The 20159-nt window shown below is 39.3% G+C and carries 17 protein-coding genes; 1 reads left to right on the top strand and 16 read right to left on the bottom strand.

Annotation, left to right across the window (positions count from 1 at the left end; genetic code table 11):
- Positions 1-59: 59 nt before the first annotated feature.
- The 4 genes from DK858_RS09075 to DK858_RS09060 form a co-directional block, all read right to left on the bottom strand.
- The gene (locus DK858_RS09075) at positions 60-1682 is read right to left on the bottom strand and encodes a bifunctional metallophosphatase/5'-nucleotidase (protein ID WP_109397132.1); all 1623 of its coding nucleotides are present in this window, start codon (positions 1680-1682) and stop codon (positions 60-62) included.
- Positions 1683-1701: 19 nt separating this feature from the next.
- Positions 1702-2478, bottom strand: a complete 777-nt coding sequence (locus DK858_RS09070) for a ribonuclease T2 family protein (RefSeq protein WP_109397131.1) — start codon at positions 2476-2478, stop codon at positions 1702-1704.
- Between the two features lie 84 nt (positions 2479-2562).
- Complete coding sequence (locus tag DK858_RS09065) at positions 2563-4518, bottom strand: bifunctional 2',3'-cyclic-nucleotide 2'-phosphodiesterase/3'-nucleotidase (protein WP_109397130.1); 1956 nt, start codon at positions 4516-4518, stop codon at positions 2563-2565.
- 86 nt (positions 4519-4604) lie between these two features.
- Positions 4605-5789, bottom strand: a complete 1185-nt coding sequence (locus DK858_RS09060) for a porin (RefSeq protein WP_228407271.1) — start codon at positions 5787-5789, stop codon at positions 4605-4607.
- Between the two features lie 1327 nt (positions 5790-7116).
- Between DK858_RS09060 and rdgC the strand changes: the two genes are divergently transcribed.
- The gene (gene rdgC / locus DK858_RS09055) at positions 7117-8025 is read left to right on the top strand and encodes a recombination-associated protein RdgC (protein WP_109397128.1); all 909 of its coding nucleotides are present in this window, start codon (positions 7117-7119) and stop codon (positions 8023-8025) included.
- Between the two features lie 74 nt (positions 8026-8099).
- Here rdgC and yedF read toward each other — a convergent pair whose 3' ends face one another.
- The 12 genes from yedF to hybO form a co-directional block, all read right to left on the bottom strand.
- Complete coding sequence (yedF, locus tag DK858_RS09050) at positions 8100-8342, bottom strand: sulfurtransferase-like selenium metabolism protein YedF (RefSeq protein ID WP_006535172.1); 243 nt, start codon at positions 8340-8342, stop codon at positions 8100-8102.
- Positions 8339-9565: a selenium metabolism membrane protein YedE/FdhT gene (gene yedE / locus DK858_RS09045; protein ID WP_109397127.1), complete on the bottom strand. Its 1227-nt coding sequence runs from the start codon at positions 9563-9565 to the stop codon at positions 8339-8341. Before yedE ends, yedF begins: the two co-directional genes overlap by 4 nt.
- A 208-nt stretch (positions 9566-9773) precedes the next feature.
- Positions 9774-10793 carry a hydrogenase expression/formation protein HypE gene (gene hypE / locus DK858_RS09040; protein WP_109397126.1) on the bottom strand — a complete coding sequence of 340 codons (1020 nt, stop codon included), beginning with the start codon at positions 10791-10793 and terminating at the stop codon, positions 9774-9776.
- A complete protein-coding gene (hypD, locus tag DK858_RS09035; RefSeq protein WP_109397125.1) occupies positions 10790-11926 on the bottom strand; it encodes a hydrogenase formation protein HypD in 1137 nt (378 codons plus the stop codon). The genes hypE and hypD overlap by 4 nt, the downstream gene beginning before the upstream one ends.
- Positions 11913-12179, bottom strand: a complete 267-nt coding sequence (gene hybG / locus DK858_RS09030; protein ID WP_006535180.1) for a hydrogenase maturation factor HybG — start codon at positions 12177-12179, stop codon at positions 11913-11915. Before hybG ends, hypD begins: the two co-directional genes overlap by 14 nt.
- The gene (gene hypB / locus DK858_RS09025; protein ID WP_109397124.1) at positions 12170-13381 is read right to left on the bottom strand and encodes a hydrogenase nickel incorporation protein HypB; all 1212 of its coding nucleotides are present in this window, start codon (positions 13379-13381) and stop codon (positions 12170-12172) included. Before hypB ends, hybG begins: the two co-directional genes overlap by 10 nt.
- A 61-nt stretch (positions 13382-13442) precedes the next feature.
- A complete protein-coding gene (gene hybE / locus DK858_RS09020; RefSeq protein WP_109397123.1) occupies positions 13443-13937 on the bottom strand; it encodes a hydrogenase-2 assembly chaperone in 495 nt (164 codons plus the stop codon).
- Positions 13934-14422, bottom strand: a complete 489-nt coding sequence (locus tag DK858_RS09015; protein WP_109397122.1) for a HyaD/HybD family hydrogenase maturation endopeptidase — start codon at positions 14420-14422, stop codon at positions 13934-13936. The genes hybE and DK858_RS09015 overlap by 4 nt, the downstream gene beginning before the upstream one ends.
- A complete protein-coding gene (gene hybC / locus DK858_RS09010) occupies positions 14422-16125 on the bottom strand; it encodes a hydrogenase 2 large subunit (protein WP_109397121.1) in 1704 nt (567 codons plus the stop codon). The genes DK858_RS09015 and hybC overlap by 1 nt, the downstream gene beginning before the upstream one ends.
- Positions 16122-17303, bottom strand: coding sequence for a Ni/Fe-hydrogenase cytochrome b subunit (gene hybB, locus DK858_RS09005; protein WP_109397120.1), 1182 nt, complete (start codon positions 17301-17303; stop codon positions 16122-16124). The genes hybC and hybB overlap by 4 nt, the downstream gene beginning before the upstream one ends.
- On the bottom strand, positions 17290-18303 hold the full coding sequence (hybA, locus tag DK858_RS09000; RefSeq protein ID WP_036911746.1) for a hydrogenase 2 operon protein HybA: 1014 nt from the start codon (positions 18301-18303) through the stop codon (positions 17290-17292). Before hybA ends, hybB begins: the two co-directional genes overlap by 14 nt.
- Positions 18300-19424 (bottom strand): hydrogenase 2 small subunit, encoded by a 1125-nt coding sequence (gene hybO / locus DK858_RS08995; protein WP_109397119.1) that lies wholly within the window; start codon positions 19422-19424, stop codon positions 18300-18302. Before hybO ends, hybA begins: the two co-directional genes overlap by 4 nt.
- Positions 19425-20159 lie beyond the last annotated feature (735 nt).

The raw sequence follows: 20159 nt of genomic DNA, 5'->3' as shown, positions 1-20159 counted from the left end.
ATTTACGCACCTCTTACCGAAATAAAAGGTGCGATTTTCACAAGGCGTATGAAAATACGTTATTTGCGTGTGATGTTATTCGCTTTTGGTTGAGCAATTGGAGACTGCTCTGCAAAGTATTTCACTACTGCATCAACATCTGGCACGCTGTAAACTGGATCTTTACCTTCTTTCAGTACTGAGAAGTTACTACCACCCGTTGCTAAGTATTCGTTAGCCACAACACGGTAGTTCGCTTTCATATCTACTGGTTTACCGTCAATTTTCATTGATTCAACGATAACACGATTACCATTCGATGCTTTGCTATCCCATGTGTATTGGAAGTTACCAGATACGGCTAATACTTGTGGACGCGAACGATCCCACTGTTGCTCTAACAGGCGTTTGATTTGCTCACCCGTTAACGTCTGAGTTAACAGTACGTTAGAGAACGGCTGTACAGTGTAGATTGCGTTATAAGAAACGTCACCACCGGTCATATCAGCACGAATACCACCGCTGTTCATAAATGCGATTTGTGCGCCACCCATATCTTTTGGTTTTGCCGTATATAAATGCGCATCAGCAATCACTTGACCCAGAGCAGACTCACCTGCGTCGTTAGTTTGCTTAGTTAAATTACCTTCTAACTTACCGATAATACGATTAGCTAATGGGGTAGCGATTTTTTCATAAGCTTCTAACAGTTTAGTTACTGCAGGATCTTTTTCATATTTGCGGTTATCAACCCAAATATTACGTGCTTCTACATCAACAACGTCTTTTGTTGTTTTATCTAATTTCAGGTCGATACGTGTTAACATTGCACCGTTAGATTGTGCAGATGTCACTGATTTACCATTAATAGTACAGTTATAAGCTTGGTGAGTGTGACCTGTCACAACAAAGTCAATCGCTGGATCTAATTGGTCAACAACACCTAATACTTTACCTGTAATACCATTACATGCGTTGATATTAACAGGACCACCATCGCGGCGCTGTGCTGCACCTTCGTGGATCAATACACCGATCGCTTGAACACCCTGTGCTTTTAACTGTGGCACTAATGCATTGATTGTTTTGGCTTCGTTATGGAAACTTAAACCTTCAGTGCCTTTAGGGGTTACGATAGCCGCCGTACCTTCTAGAGTCACACCGATAAAAGCAACCGGGATGCCGTTAAATTCTTTGATAACATATTCAGGGAATAACGTTTTACCTGTTTCATTAACAGTTACGTTTGCTGATAAGTATTGAAAATCAGCACCTTTAAATTCAGTTGGGCCTTGGCAACCCGTTACTGGATGGCAACCACCGTTTTGTTTACGCAGTAACTCGCCCATGCCTTTATCAAATTCGTGATTACCCACAGACGTTGCTTCTAAGCCTGCTAATGATAATGCTTCGATTGAAGGTTCATCATGGAACATTGAAGATAACAGAGGGCTTGCACCAACCATATCACCCGCCGCAACAACGATATTGTTCGGGTTATCTTTTTTCATTTCTTTGATTAACGTAGCCATGTGCTCGATGCCACCAGGTTTGTTTGGACCTGGCGCTTTTAGCGCACCGTGGAAGTCATTCATTGCGATAACACGCACATCCACAACATTAGCTTCGTCGTAATTCTTAGCACAACCAGCTAATAAGACTGAGCTTACCGCCAGTGCAACGAGTTTATATTTATGATTCATTTAAAATTTATCCCTAAGATCAAAATTCACGTTTCGGACAATCAATTACTTCGAAATCTTTGCTATAACAGATATAGAATTCATCTCGATTAATTTGAATTTCTTTATCCTTCAGTGATGGATTGTGTTCTTTTAAGAACTTAATCAATGCACTGTTTGAAGGACGGCCTTCTGGTAATACTAACGCTTCATACAACTCTTTTTGTTTACCAAAAAATGCATCTGGTGTATCAAACGCACACACACCGTGTTTTTCCCATTCGCCTTGTAGTAGATCGATACCCGGAGAATCACACAGATAAGGTTTGATAGTAGAGTATTCTAAAGGCGGTAAATCACCTTTACATAAACGAGGATGCTTGCGTATGTCTTTCCAATCACGGCACTCTTCCCATGATTTACCATCACAGGTTTCAGCCCACAGCCCATGAACAATCCAGCCAAATTTGTTATCAGAGAAACACTGGATTTCAAATTTATCGTACTCACGTTTTGCACGATCTTTTTCATTATCGTTATTTAAACGTTTAATGTTATTACTTTTATAATCACAAAAAGCCGGTGAGTAGTTAATTGCTAACTTAAAGTAATCTGTTGATGCCGTGCTATTTTGACCATAGCGATCATTAGAAGCGATGTAGTCGTAAGGTGCTGTTGGTGCATCAGGTACAATACAAGATACGCCTTCAACTAATTTAGCTTGAGGTTTTAATGGTTCTGTAATTTCAGGTGCTTGCGTTGCACATCCTGCTAGCACTAAAGCAAAAGCAGCAGGTAATAGCTTCATAAAGCGCATAAAATCCCCTTAAAGAGCAATAAATTTACTCTCTTGGTTCAAAAAGGTAAGGAAAACCTGCCCTGAATGGGCAGGCTTAATAGCTTATTTCTTCTCAGTTAAATCAATTTTGTAAATTGCAAAACCGATTTCATCATTTTCCACAAAGGTCATTGGATATTGAGCGAAATCTTTAATAAATGCAGCGGCTTTTTCACTTGGAGAAGTTTCAAAACGTACATCTAATACTTTATCAGTCTTAATAGGTAAGAATGACCAGTTGTTCGCGGCTTTAGTTACCACTTCACCGTTTTCTTTCGTTTGTTTTGCAATATAAGACGCTAAAATTGCACGGTTTTCATCTGGAGATGCAAATGCAATATTAGCTTCACCTGTACCTGCAAATTTACCGCCGTATCCACGGTAGTTATTTGTTGCGATCAGGAATGTTGCTTTAGGATCGATTGGTTTGCCTTCGAAAGTTACTTCTTTGATACGATTCGCATCTTTATTAACAACTTGGCAATCCACGTCATATTTAGCGGGTTGAGTTAAGTCAACTTTATAGTTCACACCACTAATGGTGTCGAAGTTATAAGTACGGAAACCATCCCAGTTGATCAGTTCTTGTGGTTTAGTTGAGTTAGGATCAACTTGGTTCCACATACCTGCTGAACACTCTAACCACTCAACAACATCCGCACCGGTTGCTTTAACAACCACTAATGTGTTTGGATACAGGTATAAATCTGCAGCGTTACGGAATGTTAAATCACCTTTTTCAACTTCAACAAAGTCTGCTGGTGCATTTTTACGGCCACCCGCTTTAAATGGCGCGGCTGCACCTAATACTGGTAAACCGTCTAAGTTCGGATCACCTTGAATAAAGTGTTTGGTGTAATCAACTTGTGCATCATTAACAATTTGTACAGTTGGATCGCTTTGTACTAATGCTAAGAAGCTGTACATGTTGGCAGAAGCTTTACCAATGTGTTTACCCACAAAATCACGGGTACCTTGGTGTGCTTTTTCGATGATTTGAGCTAATTCAGCATCACGTTCAACTAATGCTTTTTTATTTGCTTTATCAAAGATAGGACGCGCTTCACCCGTTGCTTCAGTCATCACCCATTTACCGCTGTCGTTATTGATAACCATATCAACGACACCTAAGTGATCACCCCATTGGCCAGGCATAACAGCAGGAATACCATTTACAGTACCTTTCTCTGTATCTACGCCTTTAATACCTTCAAATTCTTTGCTTGGGAATACACCGTGAGCGTGACCAAACATGATGGCATTAATACCTTCAACTTCGCTTAAATAATAAACGGAGTTTTCAGCCATTGCTTTGTAAGGTTCTGACGCAAAACCAGAGTGAGGAATAGCCACAATCAGGTCAGCACCCTCTTTTTTCATTTGAGGAACGAATTTTTTCGCTGTTTCTGTAATATCGTTTACAACGACCTTACCATCCAGATTGGCTTTATCCCAGATTAAGATCTGTGGTGGTACGAAGCCGATATAACCAATCTTGATAGTGTGTTCTTTACCATCACGATCTTTTACTGGTGTATCAACAATGATATAAGGTGTGAAATAGTTTTTGCCTGTTTTCGCATCCATCACGTTGGCGTTGATGTAAGGGAATTTAGCACCGGCAATGGCTTTTTTCAGGTAATCTAAACCATAGTTAAATTCATGGTTACCAAAGTTACCTACAGTGTAGCCCATGGTGTTCATCAGCTGGTGAGCTGGATGAGATTCGCCTTTTTCTAAGCCTTTAGCTGCTTGATAGTCAGCCAGCGGGCTCCCTTGGATCAAGTCGCCGTTATCAACTAAAATCGCATTGGTTGCTTCAGCTTTTGCTGCTTTAATTAAATTAGCAGTACGAACATAACCAAACTGTTCTGTTGGTTTGTCTTTGAAGTAATCAAAGTCGATTAAGTTACTGTGAACATCAGACGTCTCCATAATACGAAGATCGACTGTCGCAGCATTCACGTTGAATGCGACAAACATTGCTAATGTTGAAATCTTCAACACATTCTTAACCATTACACACCCCTTATATATTGGTTAACAGGAGAGCAAAATGGCTCTCCTTTGGTTACTTCTATCAAACGGTAATGCCTTTACTAAGACTAGAAGTACAGACGCATACCGGTTTCGAAGATATATTGTTTAGTGTCTTTATATGCTTCGTTGTCACTACGTGCATCATCGTATGCCATTTCAGCAAATAGACGTAAGTTGTTGTATTTAGATACAGCAAAACGTTTATCTACACCCACAGTATAGGTTTCTTTTTTGTAGTTGAATGTGTTGGCATCGCCATCACGCAGGTAGTAACCCGCATACATACCACTTTCGATACGATCCCAATGCCATTTTACACCAACACCATACAGGTCAGCTTTCCAATCGCCTTTAACAGAGTTCCATTTATAATCTTTTGAAACTGCATTACTTGCTAAAGTTAAACCTGAATTTTTACCACGAGATTGACCATAGTCTAAACCGATAGAGAACTCACGGCCTGGGAAGAAGTATTCCGCACCAAATGCTAAAATACTATTTTCAGGCGTTTTCCCTTGAACGGTGCTCTTACTGCTATGAGTTGCTTCACCTTTAGCCGCAGAGTAACCCGCATCAAACTCTAAACCGAAAGTTGATTTATAGAAACCTACTAATGAATAAGCGCGAGTGATGTCACCTGTAGTGCGTGTATTATCATCACCCGTTTTACCTGTTACAGTACCTGCTAATTTAAAGCCTTCATAACGGTTAGTTTCAATAAAGATAGTTTGTGGTAAACGAGTCATAAAGTTGTTTTTACCAACACCTTTACCATCTGCATAACCATTGCTATAACCTACAGCACGGCCTAATACATCGCTAAAGTAAAATACACCGGTGTTACCGTAGCCGTAGCTTGATTTTTTAACCCAGTCGATTGGGATATAAGTACGACCAAATTGGATTTGACCATAATCACGGTGAGAGAAGCCGACATAACCCACACGGTTGTACATTTCAAAGTTTGATTTAGGGTTATCACTGTTAGTTTTTTGAGTATCTGAACCCCACTCTAATTTACCAAACACTTTGATATCGTTAGTCAGTTCGTGTGAACCGAAGAAACCAATACGGCTACCATCATCATTCATTTTCATTTCATGATTTTGGCTGGTCACTTGTGTTTTTAAACGAAACTGACCATTTACATCAAAACGTGTACCTTTATCGTTATACACGTTTACTGCGTTTGCCGATCCAGAAAGAACCAACAACCCAACCAGTGCTGCTAGAGGCTTCAAGCTTTTCATGATTAAAATACCCATCTATTTTCTATAGTTTTATGATTTTCTTTAAGGCCAAAAATAATACCGCCGTATATAGTTGACCTGAGATTCAGACAAAAGATCTCTGCCACGAATTTCGAAAAAGAAAATCGCTCTCACAATTGATAATTTTTATAGCTACTAATTATGACTCTACAAAATTTTCTTAAAGGTTTTAATTTCCTTGACACAGACGTAATCACCAATAAGACACAAAAATAATATCCTCATTATATTTAAATAAGGGCATTGCTTTTATTTCTGTCAGGAAAAGAAATAGGTTGTTGAGTTTTCGATGGCATGTTACTCAAAAAAAAGCCCAGCTTTCGTGATGTGGCCCACAATTACACCAATGTGTATTTTCATAGTTACATACCTAAGTGATAGCTATCACAATTAAAGGTAAAGATACGTGTTTTTTGAACTTAATCAACTTTTTAAAAATAGCACTTTTTGATTTTTCTTTTATATTTCATTTCTTTATAAGACACTTTTTTTTGCTAATAAAAAATTTATCTCCTTATTTAATATATTTAAAAGGAAGTATTAATTTTAACCACTAAATAAATAACACTAAAGATTTAAATATTGTTCTTCTTAATTAATAATTTTTTATCTTTATATTTATTTCTTATTTAAATAAAAGCAAAATCACATTTAAATACAATTTAACTTGTGGTAACGAGTAACACCCACTCAAAAAAAGAATAATTAACTATAAATATTAAAAAGAGGAGCACAAGAATACCATTCAATCACAATATCTAATCAATACGTAAAAGTGGCAAAGAAACACTGAAAAACATTACAAATGTTAAACTATAACTCAAGTTAACATAAAAAGACCAATCGTGCTATTTTGACAATATTTAAAAAATAAATGTTCAGATTCGTGATCTAAGTCACTATGTTATTTATGAAAAATCACTCTTTATATTTTCTCATTTTTGTGACAATTATCACATCAGTCCGTCAAGAAGATTTTTGTTTTGTAAATTAATGCAGAGATAAATCTGAAAGTGATTTCATATTGTAAATAAAAAACAGTGTAAAGATAAAATTATGTGATTAACATCACATGAAAATTTATGCTAAAAATTACGTTATTTCATCATTAATATTCTTAGTTAGTTCAATTTAAATAAGAATAAAACTCATTATCATAGAGTAATTTTACTGATTATTCGTTTCAGCTTTTTTCTTTTTTTATTAAATAACATTATGGATATTTTCTTTTAAGGGATATTACCTTTTAGATACCCTCAACATTCAGTATCATAATGCGGTAAATAATGATTAAGGGGAATGTCAAATGCTGTGGTTTAAAAATATTTTGGTCTATCGCTTAAATAAAGAGATAGCACTGTCAATGGATGAGTTAGAACAACAGCTTGCTTCATTGGCATTCACACCTTGCAGTAGCCAAGATATGACTCGAACAGGTTGGATTTCACCAATGGGCGATCGTGGTGAAGCGCTTATCCATGTTGCAGGCAAACAAGTCATGATGTGTGCACGAAAAGAAGACAAAATCTTACCTGCGACAGTCATAAAACAAGCCCTGCAAGACAAAGTTGAAAAACTTGAAGGTGAACAAGGCCGTAAACTGAAAAAAACAGAGAAAGCCACCTTAAAAGATGAAGTGATACATACCCTACTACCTCGTGCATTTAGTAAATTCTCACAAACATTTATTTGGCTAGATTTAGAAAAACAACTCGTTATTGTTGATTCAGGCAGTGCAAAACGAGCCGAAGACAATTTAGCTTTGTTACGTAAAACACTAGGTTCATTACCCGTAGTGCCACTGAACTTTAATGAATCTGTTGAATTAAAAATGACTGAGTGGGTACGCTCTGGAGAACTCCCATCAGGTTTTACCTTAATGGATGAAGCAGAACTAAAAGCGGTGCTAGATGAAGGTGGCGTTATTCGTTGTAAGAAACAGGAATTAGTTTCTGACGAAATTGCGACACATATTGAAGCTGGTAAATTTGTCACCAAGCTTTCTGTCGACTGGGAGGATCGCCTTCAGTTTATGCTTTGTGATGACGGTTCTATCAAACGTATTAAATTCAGTGAAACTTTACGTGAGCAAAATGATGATATTGATAAAGCCGATTTTGCCCAACGTTTTGATGCTGATTTTGTTTTAATGACAGGTGAATTAAGTGCACTGATTGAACGAGTAATTGACGTGCTAGGTGGCGAAGCCGAATAATAACCTCTTCTCAAGAAAACAGCCTATCATTCACACGATGTATAGGCTGTTTTTTTATCTAATAAAAATATAATTTATTTTTGAATTAAATAACGAATAGTTGGACCATCTTGTTGAATATCTAACACGGTATAACCGTAGTTTTTCGCATCAAGTGGAATATTATTGATTGATTGAGGACAATCACTCACTACTTCTAATATTTCGCCTTTTTTCAGTGATGGCATAGCTTCAAGCGTTGCCACCGCAGGGTAAGGACAAGGTTCACCAACCATATCTAGACGATAATCAGGAATAATAGTGTCTTTCTGGCTCATGCGATTTCCTTATTGAACTGTGTTGAATTTGCTTTTTCTTGTTGGGCTTTTTTACGGAAAAAGTGTTTTTCCCACAAAAGTAATAGTGCAAATGACAGACCGAGCATCAGATACGTCACCCCCAATCCTCCCACAGGACCAAAGGTATCAAGTAAATTAATCTTGTCATAATCCGTTGCGATCACAGAGGCAAAATCATCCCAATAATAAGCCAGTAATGTTGAACCGATTACGTTACCTAATCCAACCCACCAAAAGTGAATTTGACCTTCAACAGCACGATACATCCATCCCGTTTCACACCCACCAGCAAGAACAATGCCGAAACCGAAAAGCAAGCCACCAATGACGGCATTCGGGCCCGCCCACATAATTTTCGGTGCGGCACCTAATTGCACATAACTGAAGATCCCAATGGCACTAACTGCCATACCGATAATAATCGCTTTTGCCATATGGGTTCTGCCAGTTATCCATAAGTCACGGAAAGCAGAAGTAAAACAGATTTGCGCACGTTCAATTAAAATACCAAAACCAATACCGCCTAGCATAGCGAAACCCAATTTTGGTGAATCAAAGAGAATAATTAAAGACCACGCAATCATGGCAAAAAAGATAACCATTCCCAATCTAAAGCGACGTTTCGCACGTTGTTTATCTTGAGTAATTGGTGAAGCTTGGCTTACTTTTTGTAGTTTTACTGGGATACGGAACAGAGGCATCAATGATAACTTGGCGCCAAAGTAAGAACCGACTGCCGTTGCAACCGCAAAAAACCAAGCATGTAAAGAGAACTGAGGGATCCCCGTAAAGAAGGCGGCAAGATTACAGCCCATTGCTAGACGAGCACCAAAACCGGCGATGATCCCACCTAGAACTGCTTGAAGAATACGAATTTTATGTTGAGGATGACGAAGTTTGACGTTGTTAGCCCAAAGAGCAGCCATAATACAACCCCCAAACATCCCGATAATCATAACGCCATCAATACGCGTTAATGGCGTACCTTCAAGCCCGATGATTTTAAAGTAACCCCATTCTTCAGGATGAGCGCCAAACCATTGCATAACGTGACCACCCCAGCGAGTAAACTCACCAGTGACAGCCCAAAAAGTGCCGGTTAAACCAAAATAGTAAGTGGATAAGATACCCGCCGCGATCACTGCTGGAAGAGGCTTCCAAAAACGGATCAGGTACTGAGATTTAAATTCTGACCAAGACATGTTTTTTCCTAGAGCTTACCTCTACGAGAGACCCTCTCCACGCAGTAGGATTGGTTGCACATGTTACTCCGATAATTTTTTTATCAAAGAGTCAGTATTCAGATAAATGAGAGAAATTTGCGTTATAACAAATTTTTTGTAACAGATAGGAGACTTATCCCACTTATAAATCGTCTGATCATTCAATCTATAAGTGGGAAAGAAGTAATTAGCAAATACGAGGTAATGGTTCGTTATAAGGTAAGTCAAGAATACGGCTAGTCCCGAAAATCCCCGTTAATCGAATATAATTATCCTCGGTAACTTCACCGATAGTACAAGCGTCTTTACCTAAAGTATGTTGATGTAATGCTTCAAGTACTTGGGCTTCAGCATCTGGAGACACCACTAAAACAATTTTTCCTTCGTTAGCAAAATTTAGCGCTTCAAGCCCTAATAGTTCACAAACACCACGAACAGATTGTTTCATTGGTAATTTATTTTCATGCACATTCATGCCACAACCACTGGCTTGAGCAAATTCATGTAAAATTGCAGTCACTCCGCCTCGTGTTGCATCACGTAATGCACGAATACCTTTAATTTGACGTAGTGGCGCAATCATTGGTTCAAGAATAGCACAGTCACTTTGTAGATCGGCTTCCAGTCCTAAGTTTTCACGAAGATTCAGGATTGTTGCTCCGTGATCACCAATAGTACCGCTCACTAAGATCTTATCGCCAGCTTTGATATTACTTGCAGCCCAATTAATGGTGGTTGGTATAACCCCAATACCCGCAGTATTGATAAAGATCTTATCCGCAGCACCACGAGGAACCACTTTTGTATCTCCGGTAACAATTTGTATTCCAGCTTGCGTTGCTGCTTTCGCCATCGCCATAACAAGGGTTTCTAGAGTTTCAAATGGAAGCCCTTCTTCAAGAATAAAACCGCATGAAAGATAACGAGGAACCGCACCACCAACAGAAAGATCGTTAGCCGTACCACAAACAGATAATTTACCAATATTTCCACCAGGGAAAATAATCGGATCAATAACGTAGCTGTCTGTACTAAATGCAAGACGATCGCCAAGAGTAGTTAACTCATTTAACGCGATCCGTGCTTGATCTTCTTTTTCATTTAATAATGGGTTATCGAACGCTTTTAAAAACAGTCCTTCGATAAGTTGTTGCATACCTTGCCCACCATTTCCTTGGGCTAAGGTGATTTCATCAGGTTGTTTCATATATTACCTTCACGGCGATACTGATAATAAGCCGCACATGCACCTTCTGATGATACCATCAAGGCACCCAACGCCGTTTCTGGTGTACAACTTTTACCAAAGAGTGGGCAATCGGAAGGTTTGCATCGTCCTGTTAATACATCGCCACAGCGAGATTGCGGATTATCTGCCACTTTCTGCGGTGCAGGAGTAAAACGTAATTCAGCATCAAACTCAGAATAAGCAGGTGTTAATTGAATACCTGACATTGGAATTTCACCCAGTCCACGCCATTCACTGGTTTCTTTTAACATAAACACTTCACTAAGTGCTTTTTGAGCCAACTTATTACCTTCATTCGGTACAATGCGACTATATTGGTTTTCAATACTTAAAACATAATCTGTATTTTCTGCTTTTGCTTTAAGTTGTTTAATGACCATCAGTATAGCTTGTAATAAATCTAATGGTTCAAATCCTGTCACCACAAAAGGCTTTTCAAATTCATCACATAGCGGTTGATATGGCGTACAGCCAATCACCATACTGACATGCCCTGGTGCAATAAAGCCATCAATGCGAACATCATCTTGCTCTAGTAGACAACGTAAAGTCGGCACGATAGTAATATGCTGACAAAACAGAGAGAAGTTTTTGAGTCCGCGCAATTTCGCTTGTTGTAGCGTCATGGCAGTACTTGGCATCGTCGTTTCAAAACCTAAACCAAAGAAAACAACTTGTTTATCTGGGTTATCTTGTGCAATTTTGAGTGAATCGAGCGGTGAATAGACAATACGAATATCACAGCCACGACGGCGCGCATCAAGCATTGAGCCATTACGTCCCGGTACTCGCATTGCATCACCAAAAGTACAGAAAATCACATCAGGACGGGCGGCTATTTCTAAACATGCATCAATTCGTCCCATCGGCAATACACAAACAGGACAACCCGGCCCATGAACAAATTCAATTTCTTCTGGCAATAAGCGGTCTAGACCAAATTTAAAAATGGCATGTGTATGACCACCACACACTTCCATAATTTGTAATGGACGTTTAATCGGATGGGGCCATTGTGAAATAGTTTCACGAATTTGGGCCAGTAAGGCTTTCGCAAGTTCGGGGTCACGAAATTCATCAACGTACTGCATCATCAGCCTCTTCAAGGGTCACACCATAAACATGCTGTAATGCATCAAGGGTATCTTGTGCTTCTTGTTCATCAAGAATACTCATGGCAAATCCCACATGAATCAGTACCCATTTACCTAATAATTCACTAGGTTCGCCTTCACATACCATCGAAATATTAACAGCACGTTTAACGCCACTGACTTCGGCATAAGCGAGTTGGTGAACGTCTTCGCCCACCTCAACTATTTTAGCTGGAACACCTAAGCACATAGACGACTCTCCAACCAAGTTAACCACTCTTTCATACCTTCACCCGTTGTTGCTGACAACGCAATGATTTCGATATTTGGATTAACACGGCGAGCTGATTCAATACAGGCTTGAACATCAATATTCAAATGTGGCACTAAATCAATTTTGTTGATAATCATTAAATCAGCCGCAGCAAACATATGCGGATATTTCAGAGGCTTATCTTCACCTTCAGTGACAGAAAGAATAGCAACTTTATGTTTTTCACCCAGATCAAAACTGGCAGGACAAACTAAGTTGCCCACGTTTTCAATGAAGAGAACGCTGTTATCTTGTAAGCCTAGTTGGTGTGTCGCATCATGCACCATTTGTGCATCAAGGTGACAACCTTTACCTGTATTCACTTGGATAGCAGGCACACCTGTTTCACGGATCCGATCCGCATCATTCGTGGTTTGCTGATCGCCTTCGATCACAGCGCAAGGCACGCGTTGCGCTAATAGCTTTAAGGTTTGTGTTAATAGTGTCGTTTTACCAGAACCGGGACTTGAAACTAAATTCAATGCCAGTACATTTTGTTGTTCAAAATGTTCACGGTTATGAACAGCAATGCGGTTATTTTTATCCAACACATCCATTTCAATTTTCAGCATACGCTTTTGGCTAATACCGGGAGCATGTGTGCCTGCTTCACCTTGGCCATAATGCATATTCTGATTTTCAATCACAGGGCTAAATTGCTCTTCAGGCTCGTGATCGTGGCTGTGAGAATGGTGATGTGAATGCTCATGGTTATGATCGTGGGTATGGTCGTGAGCATGATCATGACTGTGTGAATGATCATGTGCATGATGATCGTCATTGCCATGATGGTGTTCATGGAAAACAGGGGTTTCGTTTAGCTGTGCATCGTTATGAAAGTGAAGATGAACATCACCACTGTTATGATAATAGTGGTGATGAACGATGATAGGCTGACCATGTGTTTCGTAGTTATGCTTATGCTTTTGTTCAGACTTATCAATATATTTATGAACAGTATTCGCTGGAGTAGCATTGTGTTCATGATGGTGATCATGCCCATGATGGCCGTGATCATGATGATGACCGTGGTCGTGATGATCATGGTCATGAGAGTGATGATGGTGGTGCTCATGTGAATGAGGTTCTACACCTTCAATTCTGACATTGCCTTCACCACAACCGCAAGTGCTACACATATTCTGACTCCTGTACTATTCAATAAGAAGAATGTGACTCTGTGTCGCGAAAATATCTACCCTATGATCTTAACTGACCACGGAAGAGAGAACGACGACTTAAATCAACTTCTGCTACGGATTGTGTTTGAACAGGAAGAGAAAGAGCCATTTTTACACTATTTTCAACCAACTCAACAGCATGTTCCGCTGCTAAATGTCTATCAAGTGGCGACATTAATGAACAAGCAAGGTACTGCATTCCCTCAGCAAGCTCACCCACAACGAATTTAATCTGACCACATGGTAATTCCAACCCAATGCGATCACCGACTTTTCGGTGTGGCCATTCTTGTGAAGGCCCAGGGAGAACAACCAGTTCTAACATCCAAGGAGTAAGAACAGCACCAATCCACTGATTTTCAAATAAGGTAAAACCTCCCGCTTTTACAGGAACACCTTCACGATAAAAAGGAAGTCCTTTCATCTCTTTGTCAGCGATTTCACTAAAACGCGCTTCAAGTTGATCAACAGGCGGTTCATCATATCCTATGATATCCCAGCTTAATTCACTCATGCTGTTACCTCTTTAGGTGTGACAGAAATGCCATATTCACGCAAAATATTCACTACATGTTCTAGTGCAACTTCCATTGATTTCTTACCAATGTCAGACAGCGACATGCTTGGCTCTAATGATGCAGGCTCAATTCCCACTAAAATCAGTTTACGTGGAAATTCATCTGTCATACGCAGTGCCATTAATACATCAGATAAACCTAGCTGATGAGGTGAGATCTTCTGTGTAAAAAGTGCGGGAACATCATCATCATGTAACACAAAAATACTGCCTGGTTCATGATTACTTCTTACCGCATCGGCAACAATCAGGAGATCCCTTGCTGCGATATCTTGCAAGATTTCCATACCTGATGTGCCACCATCAATAACATCGACGTTCTCTGGTAAAGAGAAGCGCTCTTCGAGCGCTTCTACTATACGAACACCAATGCCTTCATCGCTTAGTAATAAATTACCAATACCTAAGACAAGAGTTCGCATTATAATACCTTCACCTTACTGAGTTCTTTTCCTGTTAAATCAACCATATGCACAGCACATGCCATACATGGGTCAAAGGAGTGGATCGTTCTTACCACTTCTAATGGTTTTTTCGGATCAGCAACAGGAGTACCAACAAGTGATAACTCATAAGGACCCGGTTCATCATTAAAGTTACGAGGACCCGCATTCCATGTTGATGGAACCACTGCCTGATAGTTAGTGATTTTACCGTCTTTAAACACGATCCAGTGAGATAACATACCGCGAGAGGCTTCTTCAAAACCAACACCACGATACTCTTTGCCTGGTTCAAACTCTGGTTTAATAAAGGAAGTCGTATCACCACGACCAATATTATCAACCAATGATTGCCATAAGAAGTTTAGAGAATCTTGTAATACGCAAGCATGAACAGTACGTCCAATAATACGTCCCCAAGTTGATTCTAGCTGCTCGTTAACCAGTGTTTCACCTGTTAACTTAGTATAGATTTCATTAACTTCGTTATAGTGTTTAACAGTACCTTCATGCTTACCAGCTAAACCACATACTAACCATGCTAATGTTCCCACTTCGACAGGTTTACCATAGAATGTTGGTGATTTAACCCATGAGTATTTATTGTTTTCATCCCAACCAGTATATTTAGGACGAGTTAAACCTTCCCATGGTTTTAATGGTTCATCATCTTCATACCATGCGTGTTTACCACTTTCTTCAATACCCTCTTTCAGGTTTTCATCTTTCCAGTTTTTAATTGGACGATACGTTGAGAAATCAACGCCTTCCATATAACCACCAGACAGTAAAAACTCGGTGTTATTACCGTTGATTGGTAATTCAGGTACAGATAAATAGTAGTTAGCACCTTTACCAATTTTTAGCCACTCAGGATAATAAGCAGCAAAAATAGCGGTATCGACTTTATAAACTTGTTCAATAAAATCACCAAGATTGTCGATAAAGTGCTTCACATACATTAAACGTTCTAAGTTAAGAACACTTGGTGCATCAAGGTTAATTGGGTTAGCAACACCACCCACTGCCAAGTTTTGAATGTGAGGTGTTTTACCACCAAGAACCGCTACAATACGGTTCGCATCACGTTGACATTCAAGCGCTTGCAGGTAGTGAGCAACAGCAATCAAGTTAACTTCTGGTGGTAATTTCATGGCTGAGTGACCCCAATAGCCATTAGCGAAAATACCTAGCTGGCCACTGTCAACCAGACCTTGAATTTTCTTCTGAACTTTCCTGAATTCTTCAGCAGAGTTCAATTGCCACTTAGAAACACCTTTCAGCATCGCTGACGCTTTTTCAGGATCTGCTTGTAACGCTGAAGTAATATCAACCCAGTCCATCGCAGAAAGCTGATAGAAGTGAACGATATGGTCATGAAGAATATGAGAAGCCAAAATAATATTACGGATATACTGCGCATTGACAGGAATATCCATACCTAAGGCATCTTCAACAGCACGTACTGAGGCAATTGCGTGAACTGTCGTACAAACACCACAAATACGTTGCACGATAATCCATGCATCACGAGGATCGCTTCCTTTTAGGATCTCCTCCATTCCGCGCCACATGGTACCGGAAGACCAAGCCTTAACAACTTTTCCGTTATCAATTTCACAATCGACGCGTAAATGCCCTTCAATACGGGTAATAGGATCAATAGTAATGCGTTGGCTCATGATTTAACCTCAGCCTTTTTTAATTGTATATTTGAATCTGTTTGTGCAGGTAAAACCGGCAATAAACGGATAATAAGAATGTAAGCTGTTACTTCAAATGCAACGAAACCAATAGAAATCAGCAATTCACTTGCTGTTGGGAAATAGTGGTAACCATTGCCTGGATTGTAAGCAACTAAAGAGTAGTTCATACGCCACATTGCTGCGCCAATTAAGATAAATAGAGCACAAACAAACAGCATTTTTGGACTACGGCGGTTATTATTTAAATGCATTAAAACAAGAGGAAGTACTAATAATGCACTTTCAGCAATGAATAACCACGAGAACATATCTCCATTTCCGATATAACTCAGTTTACCGTTCCAAATGATTTCACCCCAGCGACATACCAAGAATGCGATCAGTAACACTTCGATCACTTTAGTTAATTTGGTAAATAGCGGTGTTTCATCATCATTCATGGTACGGCTTGCTTTTAATAAAGAGCCTTCAAAAATAACGATAGTGAAACCAAGGAGGAAAGCCGTTAACAGAGAAAACAGCGGTAACATCTCATAAGATTGCCACAGTGGATGTACTTTCCAACCTGCTGAAATCATTAACGATCCCATTGAAGATTGGTGCATTGTTGGCAGTAAAGCACCAAGACCAATGATAAAGAACATCGCTTTATTAAGACGTTTCAACGACACTTTCCAACCTAAACGTTCGAATAACGCAGGTAAGAATTCTAATGCCATCACCATAATGTAGATGGTCATACAGGTCGCCGTTTCAAACAACACTGAGTTAACGTTAAAGTATTGTGGCATAAAGAAGTGAGGCATGTTCCAATAACGACCAATATCAATAGCGATGGATAAACCACCTAATGAATAGCCGAACAAGCTCGCTAACAATGCAGGGCGTACTAATGGGTGAAATTCCCCTTTATTAAAGACATAAACAGCCCATGCAAGTGCCCAACCACCACATGCAAAGCCTGTTCCTATCAATAAGTCAAAAGCAATCCAGATACCCCAAGGATATCCCCCATTCAGATCAGAGACATCGCCCAGACCAAATACCAAACGCTTACCAATAAGAATAAAACCGAGCACAGCAAGCGGTAAAAATACTCTTACTGCTAGAGTAAATAACTTACCGCCAAGTGGACGAGGATCATGACTCGACATCGTTATCCTCCTTGTGGTGTTCCTGCTCTTGTTTTTTACTATTACGGTTAACCAAATAGGTGATCCCGGCAAGGGCTGCTATTGGTAATACCATGCCTTTATAAAGCGTATGTTGAATATGTTCAGAACGTGCACCCGTTGATAATGGTGCGACTTCTGGCATTCCTAAATTGTCAAAAGGAACAGCAGAAAGTACCATGACTTGCGTACCGCCACCTTCAAACTCACCATAGATATGATCTTGATATTCAGGAATTTTGTGTAGATAAGTATCGCCACCACTAATGGTTTGACGTGGGTAATGATATTCTTCACCCGCTTTTTTCGCTAAACGACGTTTTGCTTCTTCCAGCAACTCTTCACGTGTTCCGAAAATCACTGCACCAGTAGGACAAACTTCAACACAGCCTGGTAATAACCCCTTATCTAAACGCTCAACACCTTTTTGGTTACAAAGCTCACATTTATAGAGCTTACCAAATGGATCATCGTAGTCGTATTTTGGAATGTTGTAAGGGCATCCCACCATACAGTAACGACAACCTGTACAGATATCCGCGTGATAATGAACAATACCCGTTTTTGGATCTTTGGTTAACGCAGAAACAGGACAAACAGAAACGCAGTTTGCATCAACACAATGCATACATTGTTTCTTAATAAAGGCATAACCGTTTTCCAGTTGGTCTTTATTTTCACCTGTGCCATCACGCCAAATTTGAATAATGTTATTTGTGTAAGGACTTAATTTGTCATTGTTTGACCAAATCGGATCACCATTAGCGTAAGTATCACCACGCTCCATTGGCTCCGGGTGATTAATTTCCTGACATTTTGTGACACATGCTTGACAGCCTACACACAGTGTAGAGTCGTAGAGCATACCGAGAGACCCAGGAATTGGGGGACGGTTCTGCGCCGCAGCATGACTCGCAGTGGGAGCCATTCCCGCAAGGAGAACCCCACCTGATGCCAGCTTAAAGAAATGACGCCTATTCACCGTTTATCCTCCTGTGAGGCTCCTGTGGCATTCTTGTCACGGCCTAATTGACGTACAGCCATCACACTGACACCCGCAACTGCACCCACGACAGCACCCAGTAAACCAGCCGCGCCATAAGAGACACCGCCACCTTCTTTTGCATTAACATCAGGTACTTGTGCTTTTGGTGTTGGCTGATAAACGTTCGCTAATTGGAAAATACCTTTAGTAAAGCCGATACCTTCTTCATTACAACCATAGCAAGGGTGACCGATACCGACAGGCCAGATCCCGCCACCGACATCACAGAATTCTAATGTTGGGCAGTTACCATACGTTTCAGGGCCTTTGCAACCTAAATGGTATAAACACCAGCCTTGACGATGACCTTCATCACCAAATTCTTTAGCAAAACGACCCGCATCAAAATGAGGGCGACGTTCACAGTTTTCGTGAATTAAACGCTCATAAGCAAAAAGCGGTCTGTTTTTGCTATCTAACTTAGGCAATTTGTTGAAAGTAATAATATGAGCAACAGTTGCTAAGAAGTTATGTGGGTTTGGTGGACATCCTGGAATATTGATAACGGTTTTACCCGGTAAAATAGCTTCCAGTGATTTAGCGCCTGTTGGGTTGCCCCCAGTAGCAGGTACACCACCCCATGCAGAACATGAACCAATAGCAATAATCGCAGCAGCCCCTTCAGCAGCTTCTTTGATATGCTCAATAATTGGTTTTCCTGCAACCATACAGTAAACACCACCGTCTTTGTCTGGGATTGAACCGTCAACAACGAGGACGTATTTACCTTTGTATTTCTCCATCGCATTGTGTTTATTTTCTTCAGCTTGATCACCAAAAGCTGCAGAAAGCACTTCGTGATATTCGAGTGCGATAACATCAAGAACGAGGTTTTCCAGAGTCGGGTGAGTTGCTCGTAATAAAGACTCTGTACACCCAGTACATTCCTGAGCACCAATCCAGATAACAGGTGGGCGTTCAGGTGATGCCATTGCTTCTGACATTTCTGCGGCAGCTTTGCCGCTTAATCCCATGGTAGCTGACAGCGCAGCACACAATTTCATAAAATCGCGTCGGTTAATACCATGATGGGAAAAAACATTATTCCCCAAGGCCATATATCTCTCCTGATATGATGATTTTTAATTGGAATAATTTTAAAACACCGCCTTTTTAACACTCCGACACAATAATGACTTGATCATTATCAAGCGATAATTCATTAAAAAATAAATTATCCCTTTATGTGAGTAAAAACGTTTCAGCAATATAAAGTTTAATGCTTAATTTTTATATATTTCGTCATTTTAAATTTATTAAAATACTATTTAATAATGATAAAGAAAATAGAAACAATTATCATTATCTTAAAAACACAGAGGGAAATAAAATTTAAATCTTTATTAATCAATAGATTATAAAAAAGACAAAAAACAACCAAATTATAAGACAATATATTTAAAATAATACAAAATTAATAATTCATTATTTCTAATTTCTAATAAAAATTATTAAAAATAAGTTCTAATATATTTTTTAATTATAATGATGAATCTTTTTTTCATATTATCAACCTTTACATTACATCATAAATAATGTTAAAAATTGCATTTCATAAACAAGAAATGATTACATTAATATATTTAACTTTAGCTTATTTTCATTACCAATTTAGCGACTCTTCTTTTGTTATTAATTTTTAATCATCATGATAATGTTTATTTTATAGCCAAATATTAACCTATTTTTCCTATCATTTTTCATATAGTTATAAGTATATTCATTTTTGGAATAAGAAATTCGCTTAGTATAAAATCGTTATAAAATTAAATACATATTGGCATGAGATAACA

It is taken from the genome of Proteus faecis, from assembly GCF_003144395.1.
GTDB lineage: Bacteria > Pseudomonadota > Gammaproteobacteria > Enterobacterales > Enterobacteriaceae > Proteus > Proteus faecis.
The sequence above is the reverse complement of the archived record's forward strand: the minus strand, read 5'-3'. Positions and strand labels throughout refer to the sequence as shown.